At 72.3% G+C, this 15,871-nt stretch carries 14 protein-coding genes; 5 read left to right on the top strand and 9 right to left on the bottom strand.

Translation table 11 applies throughout. The annotated features are described in order from the left end of the window. Positions 1-2 precede the first annotated feature (2 nt). Positions 3-1,253 carry an extracellular solute-binding protein gene (locus tag ACFYV1_RS25110; protein ID WP_389398006.1) on the bottom strand — a complete coding sequence of 417 codons (1,251 nt, stop codon included), beginning with the start codon at positions 1,251-1,253 and terminating at the stop codon, positions 3-5. Between the two features lie 213 nt (positions 1,254-1,466). Here ACFYV1_RS25110 and ACFYV1_RS25115 point away from each other — a divergent pair, with 213 nt between their 5' ends. Both ACFYV1_RS25115 and ACFYV1_RS25120 read left to right on the top strand, forming a co-directional pair. Continuing rightward, positions 1,467-2,525, top strand: a complete 1,059-nt coding sequence (locus ACFYV1_RS25115) for a LacI family DNA-binding transcriptional regulator (RefSeq protein WP_389397822.1) — start codon at positions 1,467-1,469, stop codon at positions 2,523-2,525. Positions 2,526-2,607: 82 nt separating this feature from the next. Then, positions 2,608-3,894 (top strand): Tm-1-like ATP-binding domain-containing protein, encoded by a 1,287-nt coding sequence (locus ACFYV1_RS25120; RefSeq protein ID WP_389397823.1) that lies wholly within the window; start codon positions 2,608-2,610, stop codon positions 3,892-3,894. A 30-nt stretch (positions 3,895-3,924) separates the two neighbouring features. Here the strand turns inward: ACFYV1_RS25120 and ACFYV1_RS25125 are convergent, their stop codons facing one another. The 4 genes from ACFYV1_RS25125 to ACFYV1_RS25140 form a co-directional block, all read right to left on the bottom strand. Further along, positions 3,925-4,155 (bottom strand): hypothetical protein, encoded by a 231-nt coding sequence (locus tag ACFYV1_RS25125; RefSeq protein WP_389397824.1) that lies wholly within the window; start codon positions 4,153-4,155, stop codon positions 3,925-3,927. A 9-nt stretch (positions 4,156-4,164) separates the two neighbouring features. After that, positions 4,165-5,121, bottom strand: coding sequence for a TerC family protein (locus tag ACFYV1_RS25130; protein ID WP_389397825.1), 957 nt, complete (start codon positions 5,119-5,121; stop codon positions 4,165-4,167). 149 nt (positions 5,122-5,270) lie between these two features. After that, complete coding sequence (locus tag ACFYV1_RS25135; RefSeq protein WP_389397826.1) at positions 5,271-6,287, bottom strand: DUF3048 domain-containing protein; 1,017 nt, start codon at positions 6,285-6,287, stop codon at positions 5,271-5,273. A 127-nt stretch (positions 6,288-6,414) separates the two neighbouring features. Next, a complete protein-coding gene (locus ACFYV1_RS25140; RefSeq protein ID WP_389397827.1) occupies positions 6,415-8,814 on the bottom strand; it encodes a SpoIIE family protein phosphatase in 2,400 nt (799 codons plus the stop codon). A gap of 263 nt (positions 8,815-9,077) precedes the next feature. Here ACFYV1_RS25140 and ACFYV1_RS25145 point away from each other — a divergent pair, with 263 nt between their 5' ends. After that, positions 9,078-9,464, top strand: a complete 387-nt coding sequence (locus ACFYV1_RS25145) for a VOC family protein (protein ID WP_389397828.1) — start codon at positions 9,078-9,080, stop codon at positions 9,462-9,464. An 11-nt stretch (positions 9,465-9,475) separates the two neighbouring features. Here the strand turns inward: ACFYV1_RS25145 and ACFYV1_RS25150 are convergent, their stop codons facing one another. Beyond that, positions 9,476-11,116, bottom strand: a complete 1,641-nt coding sequence (locus tag ACFYV1_RS25150) for a phytoene desaturase family protein (protein WP_389397829.1) — start codon at positions 11,114-11,116, stop codon at positions 9,476-9,478. Continuing rightward, on the bottom strand, positions 11,082-11,555 hold the full coding sequence (locus ACFYV1_RS25155; RefSeq protein ID WP_389397830.1) for an SRPBCC family protein: 474 nt from the start codon (positions 11,553-11,555) through the stop codon (positions 11,082-11,084). The genes ACFYV1_RS25150 and ACFYV1_RS25155 overlap by 35 nt, the downstream gene beginning before the upstream one ends. Positions 11,556-11,822: 267 nt before the next feature. Here ACFYV1_RS25155 and ACFYV1_RS25160 point away from each other — a divergent pair, with 267 nt between their 5' ends. Further along, the gene (locus tag ACFYV1_RS25160) at positions 11,823-13,439 is read left to right on the top strand and encodes a hypothetical protein (protein ID WP_389397831.1); all 1,617 of its coding nucleotides are present in this window, start codon (positions 11,823-11,825) and stop codon (positions 13,437-13,439) included. Between the two features lie 77 nt (positions 13,440-13,516). On the opposite strand, the gene ACFYV1_RS25165 is transcribed toward ACFYV1_RS25160, so the two are convergent. Further along, positions 13,517-13,684: a hypothetical protein gene (locus tag ACFYV1_RS25165; protein ID WP_389397832.1), complete on the bottom strand. Its 168-nt coding sequence runs from the start codon at positions 13,682-13,684 to the stop codon at positions 13,517-13,519. A 242-nt stretch (positions 13,685-13,926) separates the two neighbouring features. On the opposite strand from ACFYV1_RS25165, the gene ACFYV1_RS25170 reads away from it, so the two are divergent. Next, positions 13,927-14,691, top strand: coding sequence for a 2OG-Fe dioxygenase family protein (locus ACFYV1_RS25170; RefSeq protein WP_389397833.1), 765 nt, complete (start codon positions 13,927-13,929; stop codon positions 14,689-14,691). On the opposite strand, the gene ACFYV1_RS25175 is transcribed toward ACFYV1_RS25170, so the two are convergent. After that, positions 14,678-15,796, bottom strand: a complete 1,119-nt coding sequence (locus ACFYV1_RS25175; RefSeq protein ID WP_389397834.1) for a glutamate--cysteine ligase — start codon at positions 15,794-15,796, stop codon at positions 14,678-14,680. The genes ACFYV1_RS25170 and ACFYV1_RS25175 overlap by 14 nt on opposite strands. Positions 15,797-15,871: the final 75 nt, after the last annotated feature.

Here is a 15,871-nt window from a genome sequence, read left to right on the forward strand (position 1 = left end):
GGTTACTTGAGTGCCTTCAGGGCCGTGACGAACTGCTCGGGCGTGGACTTGCCGGCGAACAGCTTGTTGATCTCGGTGAGCATCGGCGTGGCCTTGTTCGCCTCCAGTGCCTGGTCCCAGGAGAGCGTGAAGCTCGGGGCCAGCTGGACCATCTCGTACTGGTACTTGGCGAACGCGGGGTTGGGCGAGGCCTCCAGCAGCTGGGACGCGTCGGCGCTGGTGGGGATGTCACCGTTGTCGACGAGTGCCTTCGAGTACTCCTTCGAGGCCATGGTCTTGAGGAAGTCGACGGCGGCGTCCTTGTGCTTGGTGCGGGAGTTTATGGACCAGTAGTTGGTGGGGTTGCCCACCACGTTGTTCGCGTCGCCGGTGCCGCCGGCCACGGTGGGGAACTTGGTCCAGGCGAGGTCCTTCTCGGCGAAGTCCGGTGCCTTGCCCAGCTGGGTCGAGTACTCCCACGAGCCCATCAGGTGCATCGCGGCCTTGCCCTGGGCGAAGAGCGCGGGGGCGCCGCCGTTGGAGTACGAGACGGAGGTGAAGTTCTTGCCGAAGGCGCCGTCGTCGATCAGCTCCTTCACGGTGCGGGCGGCCTCGAGGACGGCCGGGTCGCCCCAGCCGGACGAGTCGCCGTTCTGGATCTTCCGGAAGACTTCGGGTCCGCCGATGCGGTCGAGCAGGTACTCGAGCCACATCAGCTGGGTCCAGGCGTCGGTGCCGCCGAGCGCGAACGGCGTGATCTTCTTCGCCTTGAAGGTGGTGACGGCCTTCTGCAGGTCTTCCCAGGTCTTGGGCGGCTGAAGGTTGTTCTCCGCGAACAGGGTCTTGTTGTAGAAGAGCATCACCGGCTGCATGCCGCGCATCGGTACGCCGTAGACCTTGCCGTCGAGGCTGCCGGCCTCGACGACGGACGGCAGGAATCCGCGCCGGAGGATCTCGTCCTTCTGGAAGTACGGGGAGAGGTCGACGATCTGGTCCGCGTCCACGTAGGGCTTGATGGAGCCGCCGCCCCAGTTGAAGAAGATGTCCGGGGCGTTCGGCGATCCCATGGCGGTGCGGAGCTTGTTGACGTACTCGGCGCCGGGGACCGAGACGAGCTTCACCTTGACGTCGGACGTCTTGTTGAAGTCGTCCACGGCCGCCTGCTGAACCTTGACCGCGTCGTCGCCGTAGACGTAGGCGGTGAGTGTCCTGCTTCCGGCGCCGCCCGCGCCACCGCCCGAACCGCAGCCGGCGAGGACCGCGGCCATCACCATCGCGGCGGCCGCCGCGGTCCCTCTGGCCGTACCCGAACCTCTGCGGAGAAAGCCCGACCCCATAACTGCCCCTTGTCGAATGTTTCGAAAAGCTCGGCGAATGTTGCCGGAACCGTACGAGGGGGTTTCCGGCGCGTCAAGGGGTCCGGCGAGGACTTTCCGTGATCAGTGGCCGGGCCTTGTGCGGGCCGTGCGGCGGGCTACGATCCCTGCATGAGACCCGCAGACGTCCAGTCCCGACCGGAGGATCCGTCCTCGGACGAACCTGTCGAGGGCGGTGCCACCCTGGCCGAGATCGCCCGTGCGGCCGGCGTGTCGGCTCCGACAGTTTCGAAAGTCCTCAACGGGCGCGCCGATGTCGCCGCCGCCACCCGCACCCGGGTGGAGGAGCTGCTGCGCCGCCACGGCTACCGCCGGCGGCGTGGCGCCTCGCAGCAGTCGCGGATGATCGACCTGGTCTTCCACGAGCTGGAGAGCTCCTGGGCCATGGAGGTCATCCGCGGGGTGGAGAACGTGGCACGGGAGGAAGGCCTGTCGCTGGTCCTCTCGGAGAGCGCGGGGCGGCTGACCCCCGGCCAGACCTGGGTGGACGGGGTGCTCGCCCGGCGCCCGGCCGGGGTCATCCTCGTGCTGTCCGACCTCGACCCCGCGCAGCGCGCCCAGCTGACGAGCCGTGACATCCCGTTCGTCGTGGTGGACCCGGCGGGCGATCCGGGGGACGACGTCCCGTCGGTGGGGGCGACGAACTGGCAGGGCGGCCTCGCCGCCACCCGACATCTGCTGGAGCTCGGGCACCGCCGCATCGGAGTGATCGGCGGCCCGTCGCGGATGATGTGCAGCCGTGCCCGGATCGACGGATACCGCTCCGCGCTGGAGAGCGCCGGCGTGCCCGTCGACCCGGACCTGGTGCGTGAGGGCGACTTCCACCACGAGGCCGGACACGCCGCCGGTCTCGAACTGCTGCGGCTGCCGAAGCCGCCGACCGCGGTGTTCACCGGCAACGACCTCCAGGCGCTCGGTCTCTACGAGGCCGCGCGGGAACTGGGAGTGAGGATCCCGGAGGATCTGAGCGTCGTCGGCTTCGACGATCTGCCGCTGGCTCGCTGGGTGGGGCCGCCCCTCACCACCGTGCGGCAGCCGCTGACGGAGATGGCGGAGGCCGCCGCACGGCTGGTGCTCGATCTCGGACGCGGCCGGCGGCCGGCGGCGAGCCGGATCGACCTCGCGACCAGCCTGGTGGTCCGCAACAGCACGACGTCTCCCGCGACCTGACGCACCCTGCACCCCCGCGCTGCCCTGGCTCTTGCGGCAGGCGCTCTTGTCGACGGCCGGTTTTCCGCGAAAAGTACGGGCCATGACGACCGTTGTGCTGGTGGGCACGCTGGACACCAAGGGTGTGGAGTACGGCTGGCTCCGTGAGCGGCTGCGGGCCCGCGGGGTGGAAGTCCTCGTGGTCGACGCCGGTGTCGTGGGCGAACCCCGGATCCCCGCCGACGTCCCGCGCGCCGAGGTGGCCCGCGCGGCCGGGGCCGATCTGGCGGAGCTTCGGGCGGACGCCGACCGCGGCGCCGCCGTGACGGTGATGGCCCACGGGGCCGCCGAGACCGTGCTGCGACTGTACGAGGAGGGCCGGCTGCACGCGGTCCTCGCCGTCGGCGGCAGCGGCGGCACGTCCATCGCGACCCGCGCGATGCGCCGGCTGCCGCTCGGCGTTCCCAAGGTGATGGTGTCGTCGATGGCCGCGGGCGACGTGTCGGCGTACGTCGGCGCCACCGACATCACCATGATGTACAGCGTCGTCGACATCGCGGGCGTCAACAGCGTTCTGGAGCCGGTTCTGGCGAACGCCGCCGACGCGGCAGCCGGCATGGCGAAGGGTTTCGCCGCCCGGCCCCGGGCGGTGCTGCCGGCCCGGCTCGGTGCGGGGGCCGGACCGCTGATCGCGGCCAGCATGGCGGGCGTGACGACCACGGGCGTGGACGCGGCGCGCGAGCGGCTGACGGAACTCGGCTACGAGGTCCTGGTGTTCCATGTCAGCGGCGCGGGCGGCCGGACGCTGGAGTCACTCGCCGGGCAGGGCCTCTTCGCCGGCGTCCTCGATCTGACGCTCAGCGAGCTGGCCGACGACCTGGTCGGCGGAATCCTGACGGCGGGACCCGACCGGCTGCGCGCCGCCGGACGCCGGGGAACGCCCCAGGTGGTGAGCCTCGGGGCACTCGACATGGTGAAGTTCGGTCCGCCCGACACGCTCCCCCGCCAGATGCGCGAGCGCCGTGTCCAGGTACACAATCCGTCGATCACGGTGGTGCGCACGACCGAGGAGGAGTGCGCGGAGCTGGGCCGCCGGGTCGCGGCCAAGCTGCGGGAGGCCACCGGACCCACCGAGGTGTGCGTACCGCTGCGGGGACTGTCGACCCTGGGCGCGCCGGGCGGCCCGTACCACGATCCCGCGCTGGACGAGGCGCTGTTCGTGGCACTGCGCGACGGGCTCCGCGACAGCGCCGTCACGGTGGTGGAGTACGACGCGGACATCAACGACCCGTCGTTCGGCCGGGCGGCAGCGGAACGTCTGCACCGGCTGATCGCCGCGGACGGCGACGCGGCGGCGGACCGGAACCCGCCGCCCGCGAAGCGGCTGTGAGCAGGACGCCGGGCGGCTGAGGGGACCGGCTCAGGAGCCGCGCTTCTCGGCCCGCTCCCCTTCCGGCTCCCCGGTCTTCACGGTTCTCGCGGCCTTCGCGGACCGGCTGCGGCTGCAGTCGCTGTTGTCGCACGGCCCCTCGGTGTAGACGGGCACGTAGACGCCCATGGACTTGTGCCGCTCCACCGAGGTCGGCATCGCGCGCCCGCACGACGGGCAGACGTGTCCGGAGCGCGCTGCTGCATGCTTCTCACTGGACATACCGCCACTTTACTCCCGCTTTACTCCACTGTCGGCCGGTGGCCGGAGCACGCTGAGGACGACGGCCACCGTGAGTACCACGACGATCACGGCCAGGCTGACGGGCGAGGGGATCTCCGGGATGTCCGTGCTGATGATCTCGTGAGCGGCCTGGAGGATCAGCTTGACGGCGATGAACGAGAGGATCAGAGCCAGGCCCTTGCTGAGGTGGTGGAAGCGGTCCAGCAAGCCGGCCAGCATGAAGTACAGAGCCCGCAGACCCAGGATGGCGAAGGCGTTGCTCGTGTAGACGATGAAGGCGTCGTTGCTGACCGCGAGGACGGCGGGCACGCTGTCGACGGCGAACACCAGGTCGGCGGCCTCGATGGCCGCCACGACGGCCAGCAGCGGTGTCGCCACGCGCCGCCCGGCCTCCTTGACGAAGAACCTCGGCCCGGCGTATTCGTCCCGCACCGGAACGACCTTGCGCAGCAGGCGCACGGCGATGCTTCTGCCGGGATCGAAGCTGTCCTCCTCCTCTTTGAGGATCTTGTAGGTGCTGTAGAAGAGAACGGCGGCGAACACGAACAGCACAGCGGTGAAGCGGCTGACGACAGCCACGCCCGCGGCGAGGAAGAGACCGCGGAAGACCAGGGCTCCCAGCACGCCGAGGAAGAGGACGCGGTGCTGATAGGCGCGGGGGACCTTGAAGTAGGCGAAGATCAGCGCGAACACGAAGAGGTTGTCCACCGACAGACTCTTCTCCAGCAGCCAGGCGGTCGTGTACTCGACCCCGGCCTGCCCGCCGACCACGAGGAAGACGACGGCGCCGAAGACCAGCGCCAGACCGATCCAGACGCAACTCCAGGCGGCTGCCTCCCGGAAGCCGATGACGTGCGCCTGCCGGTGCGCGAGCAGATCGACCGTCAGCGACACCAGCACGGTGGCGGCGAAGACGATCCAAAGCCAGTACGGCACGTCGTGCACGAGGCAGACCTCACAAGGCGACCGGCCAAATCGGGCAGCGCTCCCTTCTACGAGTCTGGACGAGCGGGCATCCGTTGTCCTGCGCGCGCCTCGTGGCGAGGACACCGGGGTCGCTCCCGTCGCGGAGCCGGCCTCGCGGGACGGGAGGTTCAGCGGGCCGTGAGCAGGATCCACACCTGGCCGGGAGCGAAGTTCAGCCGCTCACCCGACGTGTCGGTGAAGACCGTGTCCCCGTCCGCGCCGGCCCGCTCCCAGCGGGCGTCGTGGGCGCGGCCGTCCCTCAGCACCAGCGCCGTACCCGAGCCGGTCGTCTCCGTGTACGGGGACACGCTGCCCGACCCGTCCCGGAACCGCGAGGGCCGGACCTCGGTGTGCTGCACGACCACCGTCGCCGGTGCGAGCCGCCCGCCGTCCGTGGTCCGCGCGGCGGTCCCGTCCATCGCCACCAGCCATCGTCGCTGCTCCGGCGACCAGGTGAAGGTGTACCCGGCAGAGGGGTAGCGCACGGTGTGCTCGTCCACCCGCCGCCCGCCGCCGGGAGCGGCGCCGAACCGCATTCCGATGTCCGAGGCGGCGCTCACGTCGTGAGCGGCGGCCAGGGCGCGCTCGGGACGCAGATACAGATTGTGCGGGGCGGGACGGTCGGCGGAGCGGACGAACGCCTGTGGTGCCTTCCCCTGCGGCAGGGCGGCGACGGGAGCCGCCTCGATCAGGGGCCTCAGCGCCGACTGTGCGCCGGAGTACGCCAGGGCGGGCCGGCCGAACTGGCGCAGTAGCGCGAGGTCGGATTCTCGCGCGCTGCGCACGGGCCCGATCCGCGGCGGCAGCCGGGAGGAGAAAACGGCCAGGATCCTGCTCAGACCGGCTTCGACCTGCTCGACGTACACGATGTCGGCCGCTCCGAGCCCGGTGTGGGGGCGCGCCGCGCGGACGTTGTCGATCTTGACGGCGAGGACCGGTCCGTGGCGTACGGGCAGACCGGTGAAGAAGGACGTGCCCCGCTCCGACGGCGGTGGCGTGGTCCCGTCGGGCCCCGGATCCGGATCGGTGCACCCGAACAGGGACACGACCAGAACGGCCGCGCACAGCGTCGCGACCGCACCACTGCCATGCACCGGTCCGCCACCGCGTTCGCGGCGGCGTACTCGTTCGCGTCTCGCGTCCATCGCCCACGCTCCCCGTGCCACAAGTGCACCACGAAAGGCCCCGCACCGACAGACACCGCACCGGCAGACACCGGACCGGCAGGCTTCGCACCGGCAGGCCCCGGCTGCACCGAGCCGCGTGCAGCCGCTAGCCGGGCAGCAGCTGCTCCGTCCAGATCGTCTTGCCGGCGGCCGTGTACCTGCTCCCCCACCGGTGTGTCAGCTGGGCGATCAGGAACAGCCCGCGGCCGCCCTCGTCGGTCAGCCGCGCCCGTCGCAGATGGGGCTGTGTCTCGCTCGGGTCCGAGACCTCGCAGACCAGGCGCTGATCCCTGATGAGCCGTACGCTCACGGGCCCGCCCGCGTAGCGGATGGCGTTGGTGAGGAGTTCGCTGACGATCAGTTCGGTGGTCTGGACGAGGTCGTCCAGGCCCCAGACCGCGAGCTGCTCCGTGACCAGTGCCCGCGCGTCGGACACGACCCGTACGTCAGCGGGGAACTCCCAGGCCATGACGGCCCCTTCGGGCGAGGCCGAGACGCGCGCGAGGAGCAGCGCAGCATCGTCGTCCGGCGGCTGCGCGAGGAAGGGGACCAGCATGTCCCGCCCGATCTCCGGCACCCCCACCGCATCGCCCGCGCCCCGCTCGCGCCGGCTCCGCAGGTGCTCGATCACATGGCCGGCACCGGTGCCGGCCGCCTCGGAGAGCGATCCGGCCGTGAAGGCCAGCAGATCGGCGGTGCTCAGCGCCACCTCCACCGGTTCGAACGGTGCTCCCTCCAGCCCGAGCGCCGGCCCCGGCGGCAGTGCGACCCGGCCCACCTCCCCGGAGGCACGGGCCAGCACGGGCGGGGAATGTCCCGCGCTGGCCATCAGGCACCGTGAGGTGACCGGGTCGTAGACGGCGTACAGGCAGGTCGCGCCGCGGACCGTGCCGTCGGATCCGCCCTGCTGCTCGTCGTCCGCGAGGCGCACGACGAGGTCGTCGAGGTGCGTCAGCAGTTCGTCCGGCGGGGGGTCGAGGTCGGCGAGGGTCCGCACCGCCGTGCGCAGACTTCCCATGGCGGCCGCCGCGTTGAGCCCGCGGCCCCGTACGTTCCCGACGACGAACGCCACCCGGGTCGAGGACAGCGTGATGACGTCGAACCAACTGCCGCCCGTGCCGGCGAGCGTCCTGCCGGGCACGTAGACACCGGCTGTCTCCGCCGCCGTCACCTTCAGCACCGGGCGGGGCAGCAGGCTCCGTTGCAACGTCTCCGCCGTGCGGCGCTCGCGCGTGTAGCGGCGGGCGTTGTCGATGGCGAGCGCCGCACGGGAGCAGATGTCCTCACCCACGGCCGCGTCACGCGTGTCGAACGGCGGCTGCTCCGGTGAACGCCACAGCGACACCGCGCCGAGTACATGACCGCGTGCCTGCAGCGGTACGACCATGAAGGAGGCGGCCCCCGGCGCCAGCACCAGCCGGCGCCGCTCCGCGTCGCCGGCGATCCTCGGCAGCAGTTCCTCGATGTCGGGAACGATGACGGCGGAACCGCCGCGCAGGCGATCGCTCTCGTACGCCTTGACGCGGATGACGGATCCCGGCGGATACAGCTCCTGCGGCCATTCCGCGCCGCCTCTGACGACGGCGGAGACACGGCGCAGCGGCGCCCCGGTGGCGAACTCGCCGGGTTCCTCCCCGACGAGTACGGCCTCCGTGATGTCCACGCAGGCCAGGTCGGCGAAGGCGGGGACCAGCAGGTCGGCGAGCACCTGGGTGTTGCGGCCGACCTCCAGGGAACGGCCCAGCGCGGACGCCGCCGTTGTGACGAGCAGGGACCGGCGCCGGGCGCGTTCCTGTTCGGTCACGTCCGTGAAGGTCACGGCGACGCCGTGGACGACTCCGTCCCGGCCTGCCATGCGCAGGGCCGAGAGGGAGATGGTCCGATCGCGTTCGGGGGCCTCGGCCAGCCGGGCCGTCGTGACGAAGTCGATCAGCGGTTCTCCGGTGGTCAGGACGTGGTGCAGCTGTGCCTCCACGGACATCGCGTCGTCCGGCACCAGCACCTCGTCGAGCCGCCGGCCCGCGGAATCGGCGGACAGCCTCGGGTCGTTCGGCAGCGAGTTGCCCCTGACCAGCCTCAGGTCGCCGTCGTGGACGGCGAGCCCGACGCCGGTCTGCGAGAACAGGGTCCTCAGCAGTGCTTCGTCCTCGTCCCAGCGGTCGGCGACCGCGGCGGGCACGAGCCGCACCAGGAACCGTGCCGCCGGCGGACCGTCGACGGGCAGCAGGTCGAGCCGCACCCGCCGGGGACCCTCCGTGCCCTGTAAGGCCGTACGCACGGAGCGCGGACCGTGCGCAGAAACGTGGTCCCGCAGGTCGCTCCAGATGCCGGGATCCGCCAGCAGGTCCTCGACCGTGCGCTTGCGCAGCTCCGCGGCGGTCCGGCCGGTGAGTGCGGCGGCACCGCTGGTGCAGCCGAGCACCGCGCCGTGGCGATCGATGACGAGCAGTGCCGAATCCTCCGGCCGCTCCGACCCCGTGCCCACGATGTGGCCGCTGGTGCTCACGCGTCGATCACTCCCAGATGGCGCTTCCGAGCTTCCTGTCCGGTGCCGCAGGCGCGGCAGGCGTATGGAACCCCGCGCCTACATTGAACTGCACACCAAGGGGCGCCGCCCGTCGACACGGGGGGCGGCCGGCGGGGCCGAAAATCGAACGTGACAGCGAGCGATGCCCTGTTCTAAGATCATCGGCACGGCATCGCGTGTCGGTCACCGACCGGGTGAGGCATGGAGGTGCCCGTGAGTTTGCCTTACGGAGGCATTCCACAGTGTCGGTAGAGCTGAACCACACCATCGTACTGGCCCGGGACAACCGGAAGTCCGCCGAATTCCTCGCCCACATCCTGGGTCTCGAACTCGGTCCGGAGTGGGGGCCGTTCATCCCCCTCACCCTCAGCAACAACGTCACCCTGGACTTCGCGAGTGTCGATCACGAAGTCCCGTTGCAGCACTACGCGTTCCTGATCTCGGAGGAAGAGTTCGACCAGGTCTTCCGCCGCGTCCAGGACGCGGGGATCACGTACTACGCCGACCCGCACGGCAAGCGGCCCGGCGAGATCAACCACAACGACGGCGGCCGCGGCATGTACTTCAACGACCCGGCCGGTCATGGCATGGAGGTCATCACCCGCCCGTACGGCAGCGGCGGCAGCTGACCTCACAGTCGTCAGAGCCCTCGCTCGCCGGGACCCGCGGCCCTTCCGCCGCGGTCCCGGCGGGCGAGGGCTCGCTGCGTCCGGCTCAGCAGCCGTGCGGGGGCCGATGTCCGCAGCGCGGCCCGGGCCGCGTTCGCGCCGGGCGCTCCGTGCACACCTCCGCCGGGGTGCGCACCGGCGGAGGCCAGGTACAGCCCTTCCACGGGCGTCTCCGGGCGGCCTGTGCCGGGCATCGGCCGGAAGAAGAGCTGCTGGTGGATCGCGGTCGTGCCGCCGTTGATGGCGCCGCCGACGAGGTTCGCGTCGACGGCCTCCAGCGTCGGCGGGGCAAGGATCCGACGGGCCGTGATCCTGGCCCGGAACCCCGGCGCGTACCGCTCGACCTCGCGTTCCATCCGGTCCGCCATGATCTCCTGCTCGTCGCGGTCCCACCGTCCCGTCAGGCCGTCGTCACCGGCATCCCCCTTGGTGCGATGGGGGACGTGCGTGTACGCCCAGGCCGATTCGGTGCCCTCGGGTGAACGCGTGGCGTCCGCCGTGGTCATCTGACCGAAGAGCATGAACGGCCGGTCGGGCACCCGGCCCGTCGCGAGCTGGGCGGCGAACCGGGTCAGCCCGTCGACGCCGTCGGCCAGATGGACGGTACCGGCGGTGGACGCCTCGCCCGCCGTCCACGGAACGCCGCCGTCCAGGGCCCAGTCGACCTTGAAGGTCGCGAAGTCCCACTGGAACCGGCGCAGATCCAGCAGGACCCGCGCCGGGAGATGCCGCTCGTCGACCAACTGCCCGTACAGCGCGGGTACGGACACGTCGGCCAGCACCGCGCGGCCGGCGGGCACCGCCTCGCCCGCCGCCGTCCGCACCCCCACCGCGCGACCGCCGCGGACGACGACCTCGACGGCCCGCTCACCGCACCGCACCGCGCCTCCGCGGTGTTCGAGCCTGCGTACGAGGGCCCGGGTCAGCATCCCGGCACCGCCGACCGGCACCGGGAAGCCGTGGCTCTGGCCGAGCATCGACATCAGCCAGCCGAAGCCTCCGCTGCCCGCCGCCTCGGGGGCGAGGTCCGCGTGCAGCGCGTTCCCCGCGAGGAGCAGCCGGCCGGCCTCGGCCGCGAACTCCTCCTCCCCCAGCCGCCGTACGGGAAGCAGCAGTGTCCGCCCGAGCCGCAGCCCGCCGCCGCGCAGCCGGGCCGCCAGCCGCAGCGAGGGAAGCACGGGCGGAAAGGGCGTGAAGAGCAGGTCGAGGACATCCGGCCGCACACGGTCCCACACGTCGTACAGGTCCTGCCACGACCGGCCGTCACCGGGTGCGAAGGCCTCCAGGCCGGTGACGGTGTCCTCGACGTGGCGTTCGAGGACCGCGCACCGGCCGTCGCTCAGCGGGTGCGCCAGGACCCGGGGCGCGTGGCTCCAGCGCAGCCCCTCTCGTTGCAGGCCGAGACCGGCGAGCACCGGGGAGGCGGCGGCCAGTGGGTAGAAGGAACTGCACAGGTCGCTCACGAAGTCGGGATGGACGGCCCGGTCACTGCGTACCGCGCCGCCGGGTTCCGGCTGCGCCTCGAGGACCTCGACACTCCAGCCCGCGTCCGCGAGCAGGTTGGCGGCGACAAGCCCGTTAGGACCCGCTCCGATCACCACTGCGTCCGGCATGGATGCCTCCTGAACTCTCGACCACGTCGGCCAAACGGCTGAGCATGCGGCGGTGGCGTACGACGAGGAAGGCGTCGAGAGCGGCGTTGTGGAGGGTTCCCCCGATGCCGGTCAGCGGATGCTCGTCGACGATGACGAGGGTGTCGTCGCCCCAGGGGCGGACGTCGATGGCGATCCTCGCGGTCCCCAGAGGCCCGCTCTCCGCTTCGAGTTCGAGAATGCGGGGCTGCTCGCACCGGCGCACGACGGTCCTGCCGTGGAGTGTCCACGGGCCGACCCGCACGGTGTACCGGAGGGCGGAGCCGACCTCCGGCCAGTTCCCGTGGGCGGGCTCGCTGTCCTCGGTGCCGACGACCCACTCGCAGTAGCGGTCCCGGTCGCCGAGCACGGACCACACCGCGCCGGGCGGCCTTCTGATCAGCTGGTGATGCACGGCCATGGGTCCTCCGACAGGTCATCGGGATGCTTGTCGACACGCGAGTGCCCCTCCCCCGGTGATCTATGACTGCCCGGACGCGGAGGGAGCCGCCGAACGACGGGCGGCGCACTGCGGGCGATTCCGTCGGCCGGACCAGTCACGCCGTTCCCGGATGGCGCAACGTCGCTTTATGCCCATTAGATGTAACAAAGTGTGCGCGCTCAGGCGGCGCACGACGAACCGCACGGTGTACGCCTACCCGGATGTTCCGCGAACGGAGCCCGCGCCATGACCACCGACCCCCACAACGCATCCCCGTCCGACTACCAGGACGACCGACCCCGGCCGCCCGACAGGGTCTCCGACGCGGGGTACGCCGCTCCGGCCTACCCGACGCACGCCCTGCCGCCGCTGCCTCCGTACCCGCCGGCCTTCCCCCCATCGCCCGTGGCCGCCGCCGGTCCGGCCGAACCTGCGAGCCTCGACCCCGTCCACCCGTCGCCGGAAGCGCCGCGCCCGGACGAGGAGCCGTACCCGGTCCGTGAGACGTCCTACGGACCGGGCGTGGGCATAGGCGCGGGCGGCGCGGGAGCACCCGCCGCGCACGGGCCCTCCCCGACGGAGCCGACACCCGTGCGCACCCCGGCCGAGAAGCCGCGGTCGCCCCAGGCGGACGCCGGGAGGCCGGCGGGGGACGAGATGCCCGGCGAAGCCTCGCCCGAGACGGCCGGTACGGCCGGCGCTGACGCGGCCCCTGCGCCCGCGCGGCAGAACGCCGCCGCCGACCTGCCGCCGTACCGCGACGCCGACACCGACACCGACACCGACACCGGGGCCGGCTTCCGCTCCGAGCGTGAACCGACCCCTGTGCGCGACGCGATCGAGGACCCGAGCCCGCTCCGCAAGGAGACGCCGGTCCCGGTGCTGTCCCGCCTTCCCGAGTACGACAGCGCGCCGGCCGACGCCGATCCGGCCCCCGCGACCGGCCCTGTCGACGACTCGGCACCGCACGACAGCGAACAGCCCATCCACACGCTGCTGTGGACGGCCGCCACCGAGCGGCCGGTGGAGGAAGTCGCCGCCCTGGTGAGCCGGCTGAAGCGGACCGGAGAGGTCGACAGCCCCGGCGACCTGGCCCTTCGCGCGGCGGCGGTCTCCCGCCCCCTCGAAGAGGTCCGGCAACTGGTCGCCCTGCTGAACGAGTACCCGCACCCCCTGCACGAGGCCGACACCACCCTGCGCGCCGCGGCCGTCGGCCGGCCCATCGAGGACGTGGTGCGGCTCGTGAACATGATCGGCACCGACGCCAGCGAGTGGCGGTCCGCGGCGAACGAGGCCGCCGATGACGAGCCCCGGCCCCCGGCCGGCACGGGCGGCGGCCGGAGCGAGGCGACGGCGGGCCCCCAGGACGCCGCCGTGCCGTCCGACCGGACGGCCAAGAAGTCGCCGTGGGCCGTGGCGGCGCTGACCAGCGCCCTGTCGGTCGGTCCGGCCGGCCACACCGTGTCGCCCGCCCTGCGTTCCGCACTGCGCTGGCCCGCGGCGCTCGTCCTCTTCGCGTGCGGCATCATCCACCTGCCCACCGACGTCGCGGGCCTGCGCTCCGGCGGCTACGCGCAGACGCTCTCCATCGCCGTCACGGTGCTCTGCCTGGTCGTCGCCGTGTGGCTCACCATCAGGGACTCGGCACTCGTCTGGGCGGGCGCCGCCGGACTCGCGATCGGGGTCATCGCGCTCCACGCGCTCGCGCACCTCGGCACGATGGATCTGCTGCAGAGCAGCCTCGGTGATTCCTTCACCTGGGCCGCAGCGGCCGCCGTGCTGTGCGCCGGGGCGAGCACGATCCTCGCCGGCTCCGTACTGCTGAGGCAGCGGCAGCCCGCCCCCGGGGCGACCAACACCTGACGGCCCGCTCGTGCCGCGAAAGAGCCTTCCGCCACGTCGGCCCCCGCCGCCCGTGCGGAAGGCTCAGCACGCGAAGGTCAGACCCGGGGACCGCGCCGGTCGGGAGCAGCCGAATCCTCCCGTGGCGGTTCGCGGTCCTCTTCCCGTTCCCCCTCCGCCTGCGACGGGGTGGAGCGGGGGAAGTTCTCGTGTTCCTCGTCCTCGGGTCGTTCGCCCTCGGCCTGCGAGGGTGTCTGCTCGCTCATGGGCCACTCCTCACCATTGCTCGCCGCGGGAGCCGAACGGCCCTCACCGGCGGACGGGACCGAGGTGCCGCGATCCGTCCGCCGGCCGGCACAGGTCGGCGGGTTCCCGGACCCGCGGGCCCCAATCACGGGGTGCGGCGGGGCCGGCCGGCCGGGCCGTGCGCGGACGTGCGCCCGCCCCACGGCCCGCCGAAGATGGGCGCACATCGCATCCCCCACGGGAGAGAGGGCGGTGACAGACCGTGGATCCGGACACCGAGTTCACCGACCCGGCGGCGGACGGTGCCGCCGCAGGGCGGTCCGCCCTGGCAGCGGCCCGCCAGGCCCTGGCGCACGAGGGCGTGCATCTGATGGCCCCGCCCGACGTGCTGGCCTGTACCGGAGCCGACGAGGCCGGCTGGGCCCGCTTCGCGGCCCACTGGGACGACCTCTCGGAGGACGAGTACGCGGCCCTGCGCGGCACCCGCAGACTGCGGCGTTACGGTCATTTCCGCCTGGCGCCCGCGACCGGGGAGCTGAGGCTGCTGCCGCACAGCGCCTTCGTCCAGCCCGCCGACACCAATCCGCTGTACGCGACCGTGGACCGCCACTTCGAGCCGTTGACCGGCGCTTTCGTCGCCGATCCCGTCCTGCGCTCCCTCATCGGCGTCCTCGGCCGGGTCGCCGGCGCGCTGGAGCCCGCCGATTGGTGGAGCGTCAAGGTGCACCCCTTCCGGGTGCTCGCAACGCCGGACGGCGGCGGGGAGCCCACCCCCGAGGGACGGCACAGGGACGGCGTCACGCTCGTGTCCTCGCTGCTGATCGGCCGGGACAACGCCACGGGCGGCGAGAGCGCCGTGTACACCCCCGAGGGCGAGAGGATGCTGTCGGTCACGCTGGACGAGCCGGCGGCCCTTCTGCTGTCGGACGACCGCGGCTCTCTGCACGAGGTGTCACCCGTCCGGCCTGTCGACACCGCGCTCCCGGCCCGCCGCGACGTCCTGGTGACGACCCTCACCCCGGGCTGACCGCACTCGTCCCCGCCCCCGAGGTCCCGGCGAGGAGATCGTCGACGACGTCGGTCAGCCGTGAGCGGCGAGCCCAGGACGCGCGCTGCCGCTGAGCCCCGCAGCCCTGCTCGCGCAGGCGCCTCAGGAACGCCGCGACGCACTCGGCGTCGCCGTACTCCTCCAGCTGCGGCCGGACGTGGTCGACCAGTCGCCGTGCCTGCGTCTCGAACGGCAGTACGCGTCCGGTGAGCGCGTCCACGCCGCTGCCCGGCCAGCCGTCGCGCGCGGCGCGCCAGTAGGCGGCGCGCAGAAGTTCGCCGCAGGTGCGGGGGCCCGCGTCGCCGCGGCGGACCCGCTCGACCGAGCGCACGACCAGGGCCCTGACGAGGGCGGTGAGGGCGACGGTGTCCGCGACGTCCACCGGGACGTCCATGACCCGGATCTCGAGCGTCGGGAAGCGCGGGTTGGGCCGTACGTCCCAGAAGGGAAGGTTCGCGTCGAGCATCGCCTCGGACTCCTGCAGCGCCGCCGTCAGCCGTTCGTAGTCGGCGAGCGAGTCGACGTACGGGGGAGCACCGAGGGCGGGGAAGCGGCCGCGGACGACGATCCGCCAGCTCGCGTAGCCGGTGTCCCGGCCCTCGAAGAACGGCGAGTTGGCGCTCATGGCCACCAGCAGCGGCAGCCAGGGGCGCAGATGGTTCCCGGCCAGTACGGCGAGCTCACGATCCGGCACCCGCACATGCACATGGGCGGAGCAGACGGTGAAGTCGTCGAGCATGGTTCCGAACTGGCGTACACCCGCGCGGTAGCGGGGATGGTCGCCCAGGACGCGGGCTCCTTCCCCGCCGATGACGGGCGTGCCCGTGGCGCACGGGCAGAGCCCGTCCGGGCCGCAGGCGTCGCGGGCCGCCGCGCGCACGGCGGTCAGCTGCCGCATGAGTTCGTCCGTGTCCTGGCACGGCGGGGTGCGCACCTCCAGCTGGCCCTCGTGGAACTCGCCGGAAACCAGGTCCCCGACGGCGCCGCGGGCTCGTGCCACGATACGGCTGCCCGCAGGTTCCACGGCCCGGCTGCCGGTCCCGACGAGGAAGAACTCCTCCTCGACTCCGATCGTCGCGGTCATGCCCCCAGAATCCCCCGGACGGCGCCCGTGCGCGAACAGGGGATACGCAGGATCCCGCCGGGTCCGGACCGGTTG

It is taken from the genome of Streptomyces sp. NPDC003023, from assembly GCF_042888225.1.
Taxonomy (GTDB): Bacteria; Actinomycetota; Actinomycetes; order Streptomycetales; family Streptomycetaceae; genus Streptomyces.